General features: G+C 67.9%; 12 protein-coding genes. 7 read left to right on the top strand and 5 right to left on the bottom strand.

What is annotated here, in order from left to right; translation table 11 throughout:
* Positions 1 to 33 precede the first annotated feature (33 nt).
* The 6 genes from HWN72_RS23570 to HWN72_RS23545 all read left to right on the top strand — a co-directional run bounded on the left by HWN72_RS23570 (position 34) and on the right by HWN72_RS23545 (position 9,003).
* Entirely contained in the window at positions 34 to 1,254 is a 1,221-nt protein-coding gene (locus tag HWN72_RS23570) for a hypothetical protein (RefSeq protein ID WP_211151551.1), read from the top strand.
* A 228-nt stretch (positions 1,255 to 1,482) separates the two neighbouring features.
* Positions 1,483 to 4,023, top strand: a complete 2,541-nt coding sequence (nirB, locus tag HWN72_RS23565) for a nitrite reductase large subunit NirB (RefSeq protein ID WP_008830578.1) — start codon at positions 1,483 to 1,485, stop codon at positions 4,021 to 4,023.
* Positions 4,024 to 4,028: 5 nt separating this feature from the next.
* Positions 4,029 to 4,364, top strand: coding sequence for a nitrite reductase small subunit NirD (gene nirD, locus HWN72_RS23560; protein WP_008830579.1), 336 nt, complete (start codon positions 4,029 to 4,031; stop codon positions 4,362 to 4,364).
* Complete coding sequence (locus HWN72_RS23555; protein ID WP_008830580.1) at positions 4,364 to 6,988, top strand: nitrate reductase; 2,625 nt, start codon at positions 4,364 to 4,366, stop codon at positions 6,986 to 6,988. The genes nirD and HWN72_RS23555 overlap by 1 nt, the downstream gene beginning before the upstream one ends.
* A complete protein-coding gene (gene cobA, locus HWN72_RS23550) occupies positions 6,975 to 7,775 on the top strand; it encodes a uroporphyrinogen-III C-methyltransferase (protein WP_008830581.1) in 801 nt (266 codons plus the stop codon). The genes HWN72_RS23555 and cobA overlap by 14 nt, the downstream gene beginning before the upstream one ends.
* 4 nt (positions 7,776 to 7,779) lie before the next feature.
* Positions 7,780 to 9,003 (top strand): molybdopterin molybdotransferase MoeA, encoded by a 1,224-nt coding sequence (locus tag HWN72_RS23545; RefSeq protein WP_211151550.1) that lies wholly within the window; start codon positions 7,780 to 7,782, stop codon positions 9,001 to 9,003.
* A gap of 72 nt (positions 9,004 to 9,075) precedes the next feature.
* On the opposite strand, the gene HWN72_RS23540 is transcribed toward HWN72_RS23545, so the two are convergent.
* From HWN72_RS23540 to HWN72_RS23525, 4 genes are read right to left on the bottom strand one after another with little or no spacing between them, the layout of a single operon-like run.
* Positions 9,076 to 10,485 (bottom strand): efflux transporter outer membrane subunit, encoded by a 1,410-nt coding sequence (locus tag HWN72_RS23540; protein ID WP_008829794.1) that lies wholly within the window; start codon positions 10,483 to 10,485, stop codon positions 9,076 to 9,078.
* Positions 10,482 to 11,651, bottom strand: a complete 1,170-nt coding sequence (locus HWN72_RS23535; protein ID WP_037519115.1) for an efflux RND transporter periplasmic adaptor subunit — start codon at positions 11,649 to 11,651, stop codon at positions 10,482 to 10,484. Before HWN72_RS23535 ends, HWN72_RS23540 begins: the two co-directional genes overlap by 4 nt.
* 8 nt (positions 11,652 to 11,659) lie before the next feature.
* A complete protein-coding gene (locus tag HWN72_RS23530; RefSeq protein WP_008829792.1) occupies positions 11,660 to 14,848 on the bottom strand; it encodes an efflux RND transporter permease subunit in 3,189 nt (1,062 codons plus the stop codon).
* Positions 14,845 to 15,474 (bottom strand): hypothetical protein, encoded by a 630-nt coding sequence (locus HWN72_RS23525; RefSeq protein ID WP_211151549.1) that lies wholly within the window; start codon positions 15,472 to 15,474, stop codon positions 14,845 to 14,847. The genes HWN72_RS23530 and HWN72_RS23525 overlap by 4 nt, the downstream gene beginning before the upstream one ends.
* 57 nt (positions 15,475 to 15,531) lie before the next feature.
* Here HWN72_RS23525 and HWN72_RS23520 point away from each other — a divergent pair, with 57 nt between their 5' ends.
* Positions 15,532 to 16,461: a LysR family transcriptional regulator gene (locus tag HWN72_RS23520; RefSeq protein ID WP_008829790.1), complete on the top strand. Its 930-nt coding sequence runs from the start codon at positions 15,532 to 15,534 to the stop codon at positions 16,459 to 16,461.
* Here the strand turns inward: HWN72_RS23520 and HWN72_RS31915 are convergent.
* Positions 16,414 to 17,769, bottom strand: a complete 1,356-nt coding sequence (locus tag HWN72_RS31915) for an ATP-binding protein (RefSeq protein ID WP_051211475.1) — start codon at positions 17,767 to 17,769, stop codon at positions 16,414 to 16,416. The genes HWN72_RS23520 and HWN72_RS31915 overlap by 48 nt on opposite strands.
* Between the last annotated feature and the right edge of the window lies 1 nt (position 17,770).

Raw genomic sequence — 17,770 nt, 5'->3', positions numbered from 1 at the left:
ACTTCCTTTCGTCCTGAGGGGGACGCTTTCACCATGAAAAACATAAGAAAAGCGGCGGCCGTGCTGGTCGTCGGCGGGGTCGCTTGCGCGGGATCGGCGCAGGCCCAGGACATCACCGTCAAGCCGGTCGCCGAGGCGCGGGTACGCTACGAGCATGTCGATCAGGACGGCATCGCCGCCAAGGCCGATGCGCTGACCGTGCGGGTACGCGGCGGCGCGCAGGCCACCAGCGGGGCGCTGAGCGCCACCGTGGTCGCGCAGGGCAACCTCGCCGTGGCCGACGACTACTACGATGGCGTGAACGGTGCGGCCACGCGGCCGCTGGTGGCCGATCCGCAGAACATCGCGCTCTACATCGCGCAGTTGCAGTACAAGGCGAAAGGCGTGACGCTGACCGCCGGGCGCCAGAAGATCGCGCTGGACGACGAGCGCTTCGTCGGCAACGTCGCCTTCCGCGACAATGCGCAGACCTTCGACGCGGTGAGGGCCGAGGTCACCCCGGTCAAGGGCCTGAAACTGGACGTTTCCTACGCCTGGAGCGTGCGCACGATCTGGGGCATCGACGGCAACGCCGCGCGCCAGCAGGCGGTGGGCGGGGACAATCTGCTCGCCAACCTCTCGTGGGAGACACCGCTTGGGGTGCTGACCGGGTTCGCCTACCTCGTCGATCAGGATGAGGCGGCGGTGCAGGCGTTTCGCCTCTCCAGCCAGACATATGGTGCCCGTTTCGCGGGGACTCATGCGTTCGGCAAGGCGGTGAAACTGACTTATCAGGCGAGTTACGCGCGCCAGTCGGACTGGCACCGCAATCCCAGCGACTACAGCGCCGAATACTGGCTGGCCGACGCGACGCTCGACGTGAAGGGTTGGAAGGCCAATGCCGGTTATGAAGTGCTTGGCTCCGACAAGGGCGCGGCGCTGACCAGCTTCCAGACGCCGCTGGGCACCAACTTCAAGTTCCAGGGCTGGGCGGACAAGTTCCTGACGACGCCCGCGAACGGCGTACGCGATCTCTATTTCGGCGGCGGGTACGGTGCGAAACAGATCGGCGCACTGTCCGCCGTCACCCTGCAGGCAACGTGGCACCGCTTCGACAGCGACCGGCTGGACCAGCACTACGGCAACGAAATCAATCTCCTGGCCTCGGCAAAGCTGCGCAAGACGGCGATCGCGCTGCGCTATGCCCACTATGACGCGAAGACCCTCGCGACCGACACCGACAAGGTCTGGGTCCAGTTCGACTGGGCGATTTGACAGGTTCGTTACGGAATCGCTTGAGCCTTCGGGCGATTCCATTTATGTTGCAGTGCAAAGGGCAGCGTTGTCCTTCTTACATCGCCGAAATGTCCCACTGACGGGGCACGTAGGCACCGAATGATGGCAAGGCCGCCATCCTGACTTCCGGTTTCGAACCGGGGGTCTGGATGGCGGCCTTTTCTCGTTTTCAACTCCCTTTCCCATGACATTGCCGGAGTTTCGAACATGGACTTTCAGGACGGGATCGAACCCAATTCCGACTATGACGACGCGCTGATCGTGCCGAGTGACGATGCCAATGGTGATGACAGGCGCGAGCATCTGGTCGTCGTCGGCAACGGCATGGCGGGCTGCCGCGCGGTCGAGGAACTGCTGGCGCGCGATGCGGACCGCTACCGCGTGACGATCTTCGGCGCCGAGCCGCATGTAAACTACAATCGCATCATGCTTTCGCCGGTACTGGCGGGTGAGAAGACCTTCGGGCAGATCGTCATCAATACCCGCGAGTGGTATGACGAGAACGGCATCGACCTCATCACCGCCGATCCCGTCACCGCGATCGACCGGGCGGCGAAGACCGTCACCTCGCGCTCGGGCGGCACGGTGCATTACGACCGCCTGCTGATCGCGACCGGCTCCGATCCGTTCATCATTCCCGTGCCCGGCAAGGATTTGCCCGGCGTGATCTCGTTCCGCGACATGAACGACGTCGATACGATGCTGGCGGCTGCCGAAGCCGGAAAAGCGCAAGGCGGCGGCTCGGCCGTGGTCATCGGCGGCGGCCTGCTGGGCCTCGAGGCGGCGCATGGCCTGACCTTGCGCGGCATGAAGGTCACCGTCATCCACCTCATGTCCACGCTGATGGAGCGCCAGCTGGACGAGGCCGCGGGCTGGCTGCTCAAGTCCGCGCTGGAAGGGCGCGGCCAGACTATCCTGACAGGCGCCGACACCGCCGAGATCTATGGTGAGGGCAAGGTCGAGGGCGTGCGCCTCAAGGACGGGCGCGAGATTCCGGCCAGCCTCGTCGTCATGGCCGTGGGCATCCGTCCCGCCACCGCGCTGGCGCGCGAGGCGGGGCTGGACGTCGGGCGCGGCATCAAGGTCGACGACCACATGGTCACCAGCGACCCCTCGGTGCTCGCGGTCGGCGAATGCGTGGAGCATGACGGCAACGTCTACGGCCTCGTCGCGCCGCTGTGGGACATGTGCCGCAGCCTCGCCGACGGGCTGACCGACCGGCACACCGGCTATCGCGGCTCGGTCACCTCGACCAAGCTGAAGGTCGCCGGGCTCGACGTGTTCTCCGCCGGCGACTTCTCGGGCGGCGAGGGATGCGAGGACATCGTGCTGCGCGATGCCGCGCGCGGGGTCTACAAGCGCGTCGTGGTGAAGGACGACAAGGTCGTCGGCGCCGTACTCTACGGCGATACGGCGGACGGCGGTTGGTACTTCGACCTGCTGAAGAAGGGCGAGGACGTTTCCGAAGTCCGCGACCTGCTGATCTTCGGCCAGGCCTTCGCCTCGGGAGGAGGCGCGCTGGACCCTAAGGGGGCCGTTGCGGCGCTCTCGGACGATGCCGAGATCTGCGGCTGCAACGGCGTCTCCAAGGGCCAGGTCGTCGGTTGCATCGAGGCGGGTGCCTGCAGCCTCGACGCCGTGCGCGCCACCTGCAAGGCTTCGGCCAGCTGCGGGCAGTGCACCGGCCTTGTCGAGAGCCTGCTGGCGCTGACGCTGGGCGAAGAGGTCGAGGCAGGGCCGAAGACCTTGTGCAAGTGCACCAGCTTCACTCACGACGACGTGCGCCGCGAGATCGTGGCGCAGGACATGCGCTCGATCCCCGAAGTGATGCAGAAGCTGCACTGGGCGACGCCGGATGGCTGTTCTTCCTGCCGCCCGGCGCTCAACTACTACCTGCTCTGCGCGCTGCCCGGCGAATACGTGGACGACCAGCAGAGCCGCTTCGTCAACGAGCGTATGCACGCCAACATCCAGAAGGACGGCACGTATTCGGTGGTCCCGCGCATGTGGGGCGGCCTCACCAGCCCGCGCGAGTTGCGCGCGATCGCCGACGTGGTCGAGAAGTACGATGCGCCGATGGTGAAGGTGACCGGTGGCCAGCGCCTCGACATCTTCGGCATCAAGAAGGAGGATTTGCCCGCCGTCTGGGCCGATCTCAACGCTGCCGGGATGGTCTCGGGCCATGCCTACGGCAAGTCGCTGCGTACGGTGAAGACCTGCGTGGGTTCGGAATGGTGCCGCTTCGGCACGCAGGATTCGACCGGCCTCGGCGTCAAGACCGAGCGGATGACCTGGGGCAGCTGGATGCCGCACAAGTTCAAGATCGCGGTTTCCGGCTGCCCGCGCAACTGCGCCGAGGCGACGATCAAGGACTTCGGGATTGTCTGCGTGGATTCCGGCTACGAACTGAGCGTGGGCGGAAACGGCGGCATCAAGGTGCGCGCCACCGACTTCCTGTGCAAGGTCGCGACCGAGGAGGAAGCGCTCGAATATTGCGCCGCCTTCATCCAGGTCTACCGCGAGGAAGCGCGCTATCTGGAACGCACCGCACCGTGGATCGAGCGCGTCGGCGTCGACTACGTGAAGTCCCGCGTGGTCGAGGACGAGGCGGGCCGCAAGGCGCTCGCCGCGCGGTTCCTCTATTCGCAGAGCTTCAGCCAGGACGATCCGTGGGCCGAACGCGCCTCGGGCGATCGCGCCGACCTGCACCAGCACCTCCAACCTCTTGCTCTCGAAGCAGCGGAGTGAACGCCATGACCGACTGGATCGATATCGGAACCCTGAGCGACATCCCCCAGCGCGGCGCGCGCACCGTGCGGTTCGAGGGGGAGCCGGAGATCGCCGTCTTCCGCACCGGCGACGACAAGGTCTTCGCGCTCGTCAACGAATGCCCGCACAAGAAGGGGCCGCTCAGCCAGGGCATCGTCCATGGCCACGCGGTCGCCTGTCCGCTGCACAACTGGAACATCGCGCTGGCGAGCGGCGAGGCGCAAGGGGCGGACAGCGGCTGCACCCCGACCATTGCCGTGCGTGAGGAGAACGGTCGCATCCTGCTGGCGCGTCCCGAAGTGATGAGGGACGCGGCCTGATGCGCGAGGCGGTCCGCACGACCTGCGCCTATTGCGGCGTCGGCTGCGGCATCTCGGCCACCCCCACGGGTGCGCGCGAGGTGACGATCCGGGGGGACGAGGCACACCCGGCGAATGCGGGGCGCCTCTGCTCCAAGGGTACGCATCTGGGCGAGACGGTCGGGCTGACCGGCCGCCTTCTCCACCCGATGATCGGCGACAAGCGCGTACGCTGGGACAAGGCGCTGGACCTCGTCGCCAAGCGCTTTCGCGACACCATCGCCCGCCATGGGCCGGACAGCGTGGCGTTCTATGTCTCCGGCCAGTTGCTGACCGAGGACTACTACGTCGCCAACAAGCTGATGAAGGGCTTCATCGGTTCAGCCAACATCGACACCAATTCCCGCCTGTGCATGTCGAGCGCGGTCGCCGGCCACACCCGCGCCTTCGGCGAGGACGTGGTGCCCGCTACCTACGAGGATCTGGACAAGGCCGACCTCGTCGTGCTGGTCGGTTCGAACACGGCATGGTGCCATCCGATCGTCTACCAGCGCATCCAGGCGGCGCGTGCAGAGTGGGGCACGAAGCTGATCGTCATCGACCCGCGCCGCACAGAAACCTGCGAAGGCGCCGACCTGCACCTGCCGCTGCGCCCCGGCAGCGACGTGGCGCTGATGAACGGGCTGCTGGCATGGCTCGCCGAGCAGGGCATGGTCGACAAGGCGTTCATGGCTGCCCACGTCGATGCGCCCGAGGGTTTCTGGGAGCACCTTGCGACCGGCCATGACGTGTGGACCACGGCGCAGACCTGTGACCTCGATCCCGCGCTGCTGCTGCAGTTCTACGAGATGTTTGCCGCGAACCCGCGCACGGTCACGATGTTCAGCCAGGGGATCAACCAGTCGATCCGCGGCACCGACCAGGTCAACGCGATCATCAACCTGCATCTTGCGACGGGGCGGATCGGCCAGCCGGGCGCGGCGCCGTTCTCGATCACCGGGCAGCCCAATGCGATGGGCGGGCGCGAGGTCGGCGGGCTCGCCTCGACGCTGGCTGCGCACATGGACTTCGCGGCCGAGAACGTCGCGCGCGTCGGCCGCTTCTGGGCCGCGCCGACGATGGCGACGAAGCCGGGTCTCAAAGCAGTGGACCTGTTCCGCGCGATCGGCGAGGGGCGGATCAAGGCGCTGTGGGTCATGGCGACCAACCCCGCCGTCTCGCTGCCCGACGCGGGCAACGTGCGTGCGGCGCTGGAGAAATGCCCCTTCGTCGTCGTCTCCGACGTCATCGCGAACACGGACACCACCGCCTATGCCCATGTGCGCCTCCCCGCCGCCGCATGGGGCGAGAAGGACGGCACCGTCACCAATTCGGAGCGCACCATCAGCCGCCAGCGTCCGTTCATGGACCTGCCCGGAGAGGCCAAGCCGGACTGGTGGATCGTCAAGGAAGTGGGCCGCCGGATGGGCTGGGGGAGCGCCTTCGCCTATGACACCCCCGCCGACATCTGGCGCGAACATGCGCGCCTCACGGCCTATCAGAATGATGGCGCGCGCGTCCTGAACCTCGCTGCCCACGCCGCGATCGGCAACCTTGCCTATGATGCAATGGAGCCGTTCCGCTGGGGTGGTACACCGTTCGCCGACGGTCGCTTCCCGACGCCGAGCGGACGCGCGCGGATGGTCAAGGTCGGGCAGATGGACCTGCAGGCCCCGCTCGCCGACTGGCCGTTGACGCTCAACACCGGACGCTACCGCGACCAGTGGCACACGATGACGCGCACCGGGCTCGCCCCCAAGCTGGCGCGCCACCGCGAGGAACCGCTGGTCGAGGTTCATCCCGCCGACGCCCTCGCGCTGGACCTGAAGGACGGCGATCTCGCCCGCGTCTCGACCCCGCAGGGCAACAGCACCTTCCGCGTGCTGCTCAGCGACGGCCAGCGTTCGGGCGAGATATTCACGCCGATCCACTGGACCGACCAGATTTCCACCGGCGGCCGCACCGGCCTGCTGCCGCGCCCGCTGGTCGATCCGCACTCCGGCCAGCCCGGCTTCAAGTCCACCCCCGCCGCGCTCGCCAAAGTCGAGACCGAATGGAAGGGCTTCCTCATCCTGCGCGGCGATGAACCCGCCCGCGTGCCCTGCCTGTGGGCGACACGCGTGGCGGTGCCGGGCGGCGCGCTCTACGAGATCGCGGGCAATGGCGATGCCGCGCGCATCGAAGCCTGCCTGCCCAAGGGCGAGCGCATCGAGGCCATCGACCACACCCGAGGCTCGCGCCGCATCGCGGTGATCGTCGAGGGCAGGCTGGCGGGCGTGCTGTTCCTCACCCGCACCGGCCTGCTGCCTTCGCGCGACTGGCTGATCGGGCAACTCGCGGTCGGCGACGTAGGCGCCACCGTGCTCGCCGCGCGCGGCCCCGGCAGCCAGCCGGACAAGGGCGCGACCGTCTGCGTCTGCTTCGACATCGGCCTCAACCAGATCGTCGCCGCCATTCGCGAACAGGCGCTGGTGGACGTTCCCGCCATCGGCAGGGCGCTGGGCGCAGGCACAAATTGCGGGTCGTGCCGCCCTGCCCTCGCCAAAATTCTTGCACAGACCAATACGCCACAGGCCAACGAGGAGGTTCTCGATGCAGCCGAATGAACTGATCTCCCCCGGTGAAGTCTGGCTGGTCGGCGCCGGGCCGGGCGACCCGGATCTTTTGACCCGCAAGGCGGAAAAGCTCATCGCGGCGGCCGACGTCGTTTTCCACGACGCGCTCGTCGGCCCCGGCGTGCTCGATCTCATCCCTGCCCGCACGGACCGCGTCAGCGTGGGCAAGCGCTCGGGCCGCCACTCCCGCGATCAGCAGAGCATCGATGAGATGCTCGTCGCAGCCGCGCTTGCCGGTAAGCGCGTGGTGCGGCTCAAGGGCGGCGACCCGGCCATGTTCGCCCGTGCGACCGAAGAGATGACGGCCTTGCGCAAGGTCGGCGTGCGGGTGCGCATCTGTCCGGGCATCACCGCCGCCAGCGCCGTTGCGGCATCGGCCGGGCTGTCGCTGTCCCTACGCGGCATAGCCCGCCGGGTGCAGTTCGTCACGGCCCATAGCCGCAACGGGCAGGCACTCGATCTGGACTGGCCGGCGCTCGCCGATCCCGCCTGCACGCTGGCCGTCTATATGGGCCGGGAAGCGGCACCGGAACTGAGCATGGCGCTCATCGCCGCCGGTCTGCCGGGCTCCACGCCTGCCCTGATCACCTGCGACGCGTCGCTGCCGCAGGAGCAGCAATTGCGCACCCGGCTGGACCTGCTGCCGCTGGTGGCCCAGGCCTTTGCCGAGGACCGCCCCACTCTGATCCTGATCGGAGAGGCCGTCGCGCAGGCCGACGGCACGGTGCCCGTCGGTTCGGCGGTGGCCATGCCCCTGCGCATCGCGGCAGGGGAGTAGGCGAATGGCCACCGCTCCCGAACTGCCCTGCCACGCTGCCGCAACCTTCGATGACGCGCAGGCGATAGTCCGGCAAAGCTGCGCGCCGCTGGGGGTCGAATGGGTCCCGCTGGCGAAGGCCGGTCGCCGGACGCTGGCCGGTGATGCCATCGCGCAGATCGATTCACCAAGGCGGGACAGCGCGGCAATGGACGGTTTCGCCGTCCGGTCCGAGGACTTTGCCGGGGATTTCACCCGCTTCGTGCTGCAGGGAGAGAGCGTGGCCGGGGGAAGCCAGCCGTTGCCATTGCGACCCGGAGCCGCGATGCGCATCTCGACCGGCGCGCCGATACCCTTGGGAGCAGACCGGGTGGTGATGCGCGAACACGCCCGCCTCGACGGCAAAGAGGTGATCCTGCCGCGTACTTCGGGCAAGCCCCATGTCAGGCCGCGCGCATCCGATTTTGCGAAAGGTACGGCGCTGCTCCCGGCAGGCAGCCGGATCGGTCCCCGCGCCATGGTGGTCGCCGCCGCTGCCGATATCGCGAAGCTGCCCGTGTGGCGCCAACCCCGGCTTCGGGTGATGGTCAATGGAGACGAGCTTGTCGTTCCCGGCAATGCCGCACCCGACGTCGATACCATCCCCGACAGCCTGAGCGAAGCCCTGCTGCTGATGGCGCGTCAATGGGGTGCGAAACCGCTCGGCACCTTGCGATCGATGGACCGGGTCGAGGACCTGCGTGCGGCTGCGATGGCGGCGATGGACGGGACGGACCTTATCGTCATCGCGGGCGGCGCCTCGCACGGCCACCGGGATCTGGCACGGAGGGCGCTGATGCCGCTGGGCCTGCGGATGGCCTTTGCCGGTGTGGCGATGAAGCCCGGCAAGCCGCTGTGGTACGGCAAAATCGGCCGGACTCATGTGCTTGGCCTGCCCGGCAATCCGACCGCCGCGCTGACCACTGCCCGCCTCTTTCTGGCGCCCATGATCTGCGCGCTTTCCGGCGCGGGCTTCGATCAGGCTTTGCAGTGGAGCGAGAACCGGCTGCTCCACGATGTGCCGGGCGGAAGCGATCGCGATCAGTTCCTTTGCGCGGCAGGAGACAATGCGGGAGACGGCGTCGCCATCATCGAGCGGCAGGAAGCATCGGCCCAGATGCTGCTCGCCCGCGCCGACCTGCTGGTGGAACGGCGCGCGCATGCGGTGCCCGCGGTTGCGGGCTCCCGGGTGCGATGCCTCCGCTTCTGACGCTGCCGTGCCCGGCGCGATCACGGGCGGGATAAGATTCGTCCGCTCCGGTTCGGACAAGGCGGCGGCATGCTACCATCCACCGCCTAATGCGCGGACAAGGTCCACCGCGGCGACGAACTGGCGTGTCCGCACGTCGAGGGCGGCCTGCTGCGCCTGAAACAGGGAAGTCTGGGCGGTGACCACATCCAGATAATTCGTGGTTCCTGCACGATAGAGATCGCTCGCCGCATTCGACGTCTGCGTCGCGGCGGCAACGGTCGTGTCGTTGAACACGCGCTCCTTCGCAAGATCGGACAGCAGCACGCGATTGTCCTCTACCTCGCGAAAGGCGCGGAGCACCGTTCCGCGATACTGCGCGGACATTTCGCGAAAGCGCGCATGCGCCGCATCCAGGTCAGCCTTCAGGCGGCCGCCCTGGAAGATGGGCAGGTTGATGGACGGCCCCAGCGACCAGAGGATGTCGCTGGTCTTGAAGGGATCGCTGCCTGCGCTCTGGAACCCGCCCAGCGCGTTGAAGCTGATAGAGGGGTAGAACGCCGCGCGCGCGACGCCGATCCCGGCATTGGCCGAGGCCATCGCTCGTTCGGCCGAGGCGATGTCGGGGCGGCGTTGCAGCAGTTCCGAGGGCACCCCTTCCGGAACGGTGGGCAGTGCCGGCGGAAGATCGGCCGGGGTAACTGCGAAGTCGCTCGGCATGGCGCCGACAAGGACGGCGATCGCATCCACCAGCAGCGCGCGGCGGCTGTGCACCTCGGTCAGCGCGGCCTGCGCGGTGCCCAGCTGCGCTTCCGCCCGCGACACGTCCATCTGCGCCGCCAGCTTGCCGCGATAGAGAATGGCGGTCAGGTCGCGGCTCTTGCGATAGAGCGCTACCGTATCGTCGAGCAGCCGGGTCTGGGCATCGAGACCGCGCAGCTGGAAATAGCTGTCGGCAAGCTGGGCCTGCAGGCTCAGCTGCGCCGCCGCGCGATCCGCGTCGCTGGCCTGCGCCATCGCCTTGCGGCTGGTGAGCTGGTTGCGCAGCTTGCCCCACAAGTCCAGTTCGTAGCCCACCACGCCGTTGGCCTGGTCGGCGCTGTAGACGTCGGGCTGTCCCGAGCCGCGCAGGGGCTTGTCCGCCGACTGCCGGTTGCGGGTGGCGCTGCCCTGCAGGCTTGCCGAAGGAAGAAGCGCGCCGCGTGCCTGCCGGGCATAGGCGCTGGCCTGGTCGTAGCGGGCGACGGCGGCCTGCAGGTCGGGATTGTCGGCGGTCAGGCGGGCCTCGAAGGCATTGAGCGCAGGATCGCCGAATGCCTCCCACCATGCCCCGCGCGGCGCGGCATCGGCGGGCGCCGCCTCGCTCCATCCGGGCAGCGGGGTGAAATGGTCCGGCACCGGCATGGTGGGGGGGTGATATGCCGGTGCCAGGTTGCAGCCCGCCAGCGATGACGCGGCGAGGAGGGTAAGGCCGAAGCGCAGCCTGCGGGCAAGGCCGGTCATGCGCCGGCCTTCGTCTTGGCGGGAGCGGCGATCCGCACCGCGTCGCCGGTGCGCAGCGTTTCGGGCGGGGTGTCGACGATGCGGTCGGAGGGCGACAGCCCGGCGACGACATCGACGGCATCGCCGTAGTCGCGGCCCAGCTTGACGTCGCGGATCACCGCCTTGTTGCCGGGGCCGACGATGGCGACGGCGCTGCCGGCGTTGCGCACGATCAGCGCGGTCGCGGGAATGCGGATGGCGTTGCTTGCCGCCGCCGGTTCATCGAAGGTCACCTGGCAATAGGCGCCGGCGCCCACGTTGCCGGGATTGGCCGCCTGCAGCTGCACCAGCATGGTGCGCGCCGCCGGGTCCAGGGCGTGGGAAATCGCCGCCACGCTGGCTTTCAGCGTCTGTCCGGGTTGTTCGGGCAGCGTGAACGTCGCCTGCTGCCCGACCTTGAGCTTGGCCGCCAGCGTCTGCGGCACCTGCACGTAGATGCGCAGCTTGCGCAAGTCGGCGACCTCGAACAGTTCCTGCCCGTTCGATCCGGCGGTGATGAGCGCGCCGATATCGGTCTTGCGCGCGGTCACGATGCCGTCGAACGGCGCGGCGATGCGCTTGTAGGCGGACAGGGCCTCAATCCCGCGCACTTTGGCCTGAAGCGCGGAGACGACCGCGCGCTTGGCCTCGCGGTCGCCCGCCTTCTCGTCCACCACCTGCTGCGCAACGGCGCCGGTCTGGCTCAGGTCGGACCAGCGCGTGGCGGTCAGCGTGGCCAGGCGGTAGTTCGCCTGGGCCATCGCCAGATCGCCGCGCGCGGCGGCCAGCTGCTGGTCGAGGTCGGGCGCATCGACGACGGCCAGCGTCTGCCCGGCGTGGACCGGCGCGCCGATATCGACGCTCCACGATTTCAGGTAGCCGTCCACCCGCGCATAGAGCTGCGCCTTCTGGAAGGGCTGGATCGTCCCCGGCAGGCTGATCGCGCTGGCTTGTCCGACCTGCGGCTTCGCGAGGTTCACGGTGGGCACCGCGTTGCTGCCCGACCACTGCGCGTTGGCGCTTGCCGAACCGGCGCGGGTGATCAGGCCGGAGGCGGCGATCACGATCGCCAACGCAGCTCCTGTCGCTCCCGCGATCAGGAGGAAGCGGCGGCTGGGCGTCTTTGGGGTGATGGATGGAGTGGACATGATGGCTCTCAGATGGTGGCGGGTTCGGGAGCGATGCCCGAAGTATCGCGCTTGATGACCTTGCCTGCGCCGTGGACGATGGCGAAGAGCGTGGGAACGAGGACGAGCGTGGCGCACGTGGCGAACAGCAGCCCGCCGATCACCGCGCGGCCCAGCGGCATGTTCTGGCCCGGCTCGATCGCCATCGGGATCATGCCCAGGATCATCGCGCTGGCGGTCATCAGCACCGGGCGGAAGCGCGCGGCGCCCGCTTCCATGGCCGCCGTCAGCGGCGCGGAACCGCCATCCAGACGTTCACGGGCGAAGGCGATCAGCAGGATCGAGTTGGCGGTCGCGACGCCCATGCACAGGATGGCTCCGGTGAGCGCGGGCACCGACATCGTCGTGCCGGTCGCGAACAGCATCCACACGATGCCCGCCAGCGCCGTCGGCAGGCCCAGCACGATCACCAGCGGATCGAGCCAGGACTGGAAGTTGACGACGATCAGCAGGTAGATCAGCAGGATCGCGAAGGCGAGGCCGACGAACAGCTGCGTATAGGCGCTGGTCATCGTCGCGACCTGACCGCGCAGCGCCACGCTCGATCCCTTGGGCAGGGTCTTGGCGGCATCGGCGACGATCTTGTTCACGTCCGCCGCGACGGCACCCAGATCGCGCCCCTGTGGGGTGGCGTAGATGTCGATCACCGGGCGCACGTTGTAGTGCGAGATCAGCGCGTTGTTGGGTGCGCGGCTGATGTCGGCAAGGTTGCGCAGCAGTTCGGGCGTCTGCCCGGCGGAGGCAGTGCTGGGCGTCAGCGGGATGTTCTTCAGCCCGTCGAGCGAGGTGATGTCGCGCTGAGGCATCTGCACGGCGACCGGGTAGGACACGCTGGTCTTGGGATCGAGCCAGTAAGTCGGCGCGACCTGCCCGCTGCCCGAGAACGTCGTAAGCATCGCATTGGCCGTGTCGCGGGCGTTGATCCCCACCGCGCCTGCCATCGAGCGGTCGAGCGACACGCTGAGAGCGGGCTGCTGGAAGGCCTGCTGGATACGGGCGTCGGCGACGCCGGGTATCTTGCGGATGCGGGCGAGCAGCGCGGTGGCATAAGCGCGATTGGCGGCAAGGTCGCTGCCGACGATCTGGAGGTCGATCGGCGCAGGTGTGCCGAAGTTCAGGATCTGGCTGACCATGTCGGCGGGCAGGAAAGCGAAATCGACGCCGGGGAAGCGGCGCGGCAGTTCCTCGCGCAGGGTCTTCACGTAGTCCGCCGTCTCGCCGTGCTCCGGCGCCAGGCTGACCTGGATGCTGGCGTCCTCGGTGCCGATGGTGCCGGCGTTGTCGTAGGCCATGTTGATGCCGCTGACGCTGAGGCCGATGTTGCTGACGACGCCCGCGACCTCGCCATGTGGCAGGATATCGCGGATGGCGGTGCTGACCTGGTCGGCGGTGCGCGTGGTCGCCTCGATCCGGGTGCCGGTCTGGGCGCGCATGTGGATGCGAATCTGGCCGCCGTCGACTTGCGGGAAGAAGTCCTGTCCCAGCAGCGGGTACAGGCACAGCGACAGCAGCGACAGGCCAATGAAGCCGATCACCACCGGACGGCGGCGACCGAGCGCGAGTTCGAGCAGGCCCAGGTAATAGGCGCGCAGCGTCTCGAACCCGGCCTCGAACCGGCGCTGGGCGCGCTGAAGGGTCTGCGAGATCCGGCCGCCGGTCGGCGCCTCGCCGTGACGGATCGGCTTGAGCAGGCGGTCGGCCATCGCCGGGACCAGCGTGCGCGACAGCAGGTAGGAGGCGATCAGCGCGAACACCACCGCTTCCGCCAGCGGACGGAACAGGCTGCCGGACACGCCGTTCAGCCAAAACATCGGCACGAAGGCGATGCAGATGCACAGCAGCGAGACGGTGGCGGGCTGGACGATCTGTTCTGAGCCGTACAGCACCGCATCGCGCACGTCCTCGCCGCCTTCGAGATGGGCGTTGATGTTTTCGATCGTCACCGTGGCGTCGTCGACGAGGATGCCCACCGCCAGCGCCAGGCCGCCCAGGGTCATCACGTTGATCGTCTGCCCCAGCACCGCCAGCGTGCCCAGCGAGGCCAGGATCGACAGCGGGATCGAGACGAGGATGATCAGCGTCGAGCGCCAGTTGCCCAGGAAGATCAGGATCATCAGCCCGGTCAGCGCGGCGGCGATCACGCCTTCGCGCACCACGCCCGACACCGCGCTGGTGACGAACACCGACTGGTCGCCGGTGGCCAGCAGGTTCAGTCCGGCAGGCAGGGTATCGCGGATGGCGGGGAGCAGGCCGGTGACGCCGTTGATCACGTCGAGCGTGGAGGTCGCGCCGGACTTGATGATGCTGAGCAGCACCGCGTTGCCGCCGTCGACGTGGACCACGTTGGTCTGCGGCGGGTTGCCGTCATGCACGAAGGCGACGTCGCGCATGTAGACGGTGGCGCCGTTGACGGTCTTGATCGGCAGGTCGTTGAACTTGGCCATCGCATCGGGCGAGGCGTTCAGGTTGATGGTGTATTCCAGATTGCCGATCTTCTGCGTGCCCGCCGGAATGATCAGGTTCTGGCTGGCCAGCGCGGCGGTGACGTCGTTGGCCGAAAGGCCGTACTGCTGCAGCGCCTGCGGATTGAGGTCGGCCTGCACCTGGCGCACCTTGCCGCCGTAGGGCAGCGGCACCGACGCCCCCGCGACCGAGGCGAGCTGCGGGCGGATGAACGCGGAGGCCTGGTCGAACAGCGTCGTGTCCGGCAGCGTCTTGGACGACAGCGCCAGCTGCAGCACCGGCACGCTCGATGCGTCGAAGCTCAGGATGGTCGGGGAGGTGATGCCGGCGGGCATCTGCTTGAGCACCGTCTGCGAGGTCGCGGTGACCTGCGCCAGCGCGGCGTTGATGTCGACCGAGGGCTGGAAGTAGATCTTCACGATGCCGTAGCCGGGCAGCGACTGCGATTCGACATGCTCGATATTGTTGACGCTGCCGGTCAGCGCGCGCTCGTAGAACGTGACGATGCGCCCGGACATCTGGTCGGGCGAGAGGCCGTTGTAGCTGAAGACCGCGCTGACCACCGGCACGTTGACCGAGGGAAAGATGTCGACCGGGGTGCGCACCACCGCCGAAAGACCGTAGATCAGGATGAGGATCGCGAGAACAACGACCGTATAGGGCCGGTGCAGCGCGAGCTTGATGATGTTTTTCATGCAGCGTCCGTGGAGTCGTCCTGCCGGGTGGGGTGCCGGGCTGCGGAAGGATAGCGGCTCGCGTGGGCCACGAGCTCGACCAGGAAAGTGTTCAGCGCGCCGTTCGTGGGGTCAGGCCCGTCCCACAGCGCGAAAGTGCGGATGTCGAAGGAGAGGTCGCGCAGCACGCGGATCATCTCGTGAAAGGCGCGCCCCTCGGGATCGTCCTCGTCGCGGTGCTGGACGAAGCGCAGCGAGGCGGGCGCCGCGCGCATCACCCGCGGCAGGGCGGGACGGGGAAGATCGACGACGATCGCGCCCGCACCCGGCGCCCGGCCCTGCAGCACCAGATCGAGCGCGACGTGCCCGGCGCTTCCCGCGCCGACCAGCACGACTTGTCCGAAGGTCAGCCCCATTTCGTCGATCCGCGCCCGGATCAGCGCGATCAGCGCGGCGTCGGCGCTAGATTTCCGTTCCGTCAGGATCGCCGCGAAAGCGGCGCGGGGCACCGCTTCGTGCCAACCCGGCACGAATGCGGCCATGTCGGATCGGTCGGCGCCCTGCAGGATGACGATCAGCGCTTCCGGCCCCACGCGGGGCAGGTGAAGCATATGCCATACCGGCTCGGGGCTATCCGGGATATCCATGGGCGGCTGGATGCCCGCACTTGCAGCATTACTCCAACTCATTCTAAAAATTCGTACATGCACAATGTGAATGAAGAGCGGACCGGCGCCCGGCTCGACCTGAACCTGCTGATGGTCTTCGAGGCGATATTGCGCGAACGCAGCGTCACCCGCGCCGCCGCCCGCCTAGGCCTGAGCCAGCCGGCGATCAGCCACGCGCTCAACCGCCTGCGCCATCTGCTCGGCGATCAGGTCTTCGTCCGCACGCCGCAGGGGATGCTGCCGACGCCGCGCGGGGAGCGTTTGGCGGAACCCGTTCGCCATGCCCTGCTCGAACTGCGCACCGCCCTGGAAACCGAGCACTTCGCGCCCGAGGAGACGCATCACCGCTTCGTCGTCGCGGTCAACAACCATGCCGCGATCGCGCTGGTCGGGCCGATCCTGCAGAAGGTGGCGGCGATGGCGCCGCACATCCGCCTGCGCTTCGTGCCGAGCGGCACTCTGGACGTCGCCGACCTGCTCGACCGCGCGGAACTGGATCTTGCACTGGTCGCGCGGCCTCCGGCCCAAGCCCGTTTCCACGCACGCGAACTCATCGACGATCAGTTCGTGGGACTGGTGCGCCGGGGCCATCCGGTCCTCGGATCGCGGATGGACGCCGCCGCCTTCGCGGCGCTACCCCACCTTGCAATCTCGTCGAGCGGCGACGATCTGAGCGCCATGGATGCAGGTCTCGCGGAAATGGACCTCGAACGCGCCGTCCGCGTGGAGGCGCCTTACCTGTCGATCGGCGCCATCCTCATGCAGTCGGACATGATCGCCGTCACGGCGCGGCATATCGGCGAGGAATTCCGCCGCGCCTATGCGGTGCAACTGGTCGAACTGCCGATCCAGCCGGAGCCCTTGCGCAGCCACATGGTCTGGCATCGGCGGTTCGACGACCACCCTGCGCATCGCTGGCTACGCGAGACGGTTCTGTTCGGGGTCCGCGAACTGGGGCCGCGTTGACGGCCTATCCTGCGGAAACCGGACGCGCACGCATAGACCGCCCAGCGAGGCCGCATCTTCCAGCGTGATCGCCGCCGCATGCCGATCGGCAATGCGCTTGGCGATCGCCAGGCCGAGGCCGCTTCCCGCCACGGTATGTCCGGCACCCCGGAAGAATCGGTCGAACGCGCGTGTACGCTCGGCCTGCGGAATGCCTGGCCCGCTGTCCTCGACCGTCAGGTCGAATGTGCCATTGCCCCGCCACAGTGCCACATCGACCTGCCCTCCGACCGGCGTATAGCGGATCGCGTTGTCGATCAGATTGAGTACGAGCAGCATAAGCTCGTCCCCGTCGCCCGGCACGACAGCCTCGTCATCGTGCACGAGGCCAATGTCGATCCGCTTGGCCTGGGCCAGCGGATCGAGCCGGACGAGCGCTTCGCGCACGATCGTGTTGATCGTGATCGGCCCGCGGCTGGCCACCGAACCCTCCGCATCGAGGCGCGAGGTCGCAAGCAACTGTTCGACCAGCCGCCCGGTCCGCTTCACGCTGGCCTTGAGCGCTTCCAGCCCGTTCCGGCGCTCCGCATCGGATCCTGCCTGCTCTACCATCTGGACCTGCAGTTGCAGTCCGGCCAGCGGCGTGCGCAGTTCGTGCGAGGCGTCGGCCAGGAACCGCTGCTGCGCCCCGGCCGCCCTCCCCAACCGGTTCAACAGGGTGTTGATCGCCTGCACCAGCGGCTGGATTTCCGCTGGCTCGCCAGTGGGGTCGAGCGGATTGAGCCGGTCGATGTGCCGGGCATCCAGTTCGCGCGAGATCCTGTGCAAGGTCCGCAGCCCCGCCGTGACCGCCAGCGGCGTGAAAAGCGCAATGACCACGATCAGCAGGATCAGCGGTGCGACCAGATGCAAGGCACGCTCCCGCGCCAGTGCGCTGCGCTCTTCCAGCGATTGTCCCACCTGGATCGTGTAAGGCCCCGCATGCCGGAGGTACACCTTCCACCGCTCCCCGCCGATCGAGCGGATACCGAAGCCGGGTTGTGTGAAGCGGGGCAGGCCGCGATCAATCGTCGAGCGGTAGATTTCCCGGTCGCCGGTCCATACCTGCAGCAGGAAATCGTCCCTGCCGTGGAACAGCTTGACGTTGATCGCCCTGAAATCCGCGGTCTTGAGCCTTGGCGGAATGCCTGTGGCGATCTGGCGCAGGCGAAGGTCCTGGTAATGTTCGATGGCTGCCCGCTCGACCGCGTAAGTGCCGCCGATGAAGACGACGCTCAGCCCCAGCAGGGGCACAAGCAGCCACAGCAGAAGTCTTTGCTTGATCGACACC

Source organism: Novosphingobium sp. HR1a, assembly GCF_015594425.1.
In the GTDB taxonomy this organism is placed as follows: Bacteria; Pseudomonadota; Alphaproteobacteria; order Sphingomonadales; family Sphingomonadaceae; genus Novosphingobium; species Novosphingobium resinovorum_A.
This window is presented reverse-complemented; position numbering and strand designations above follow the sequence as displayed.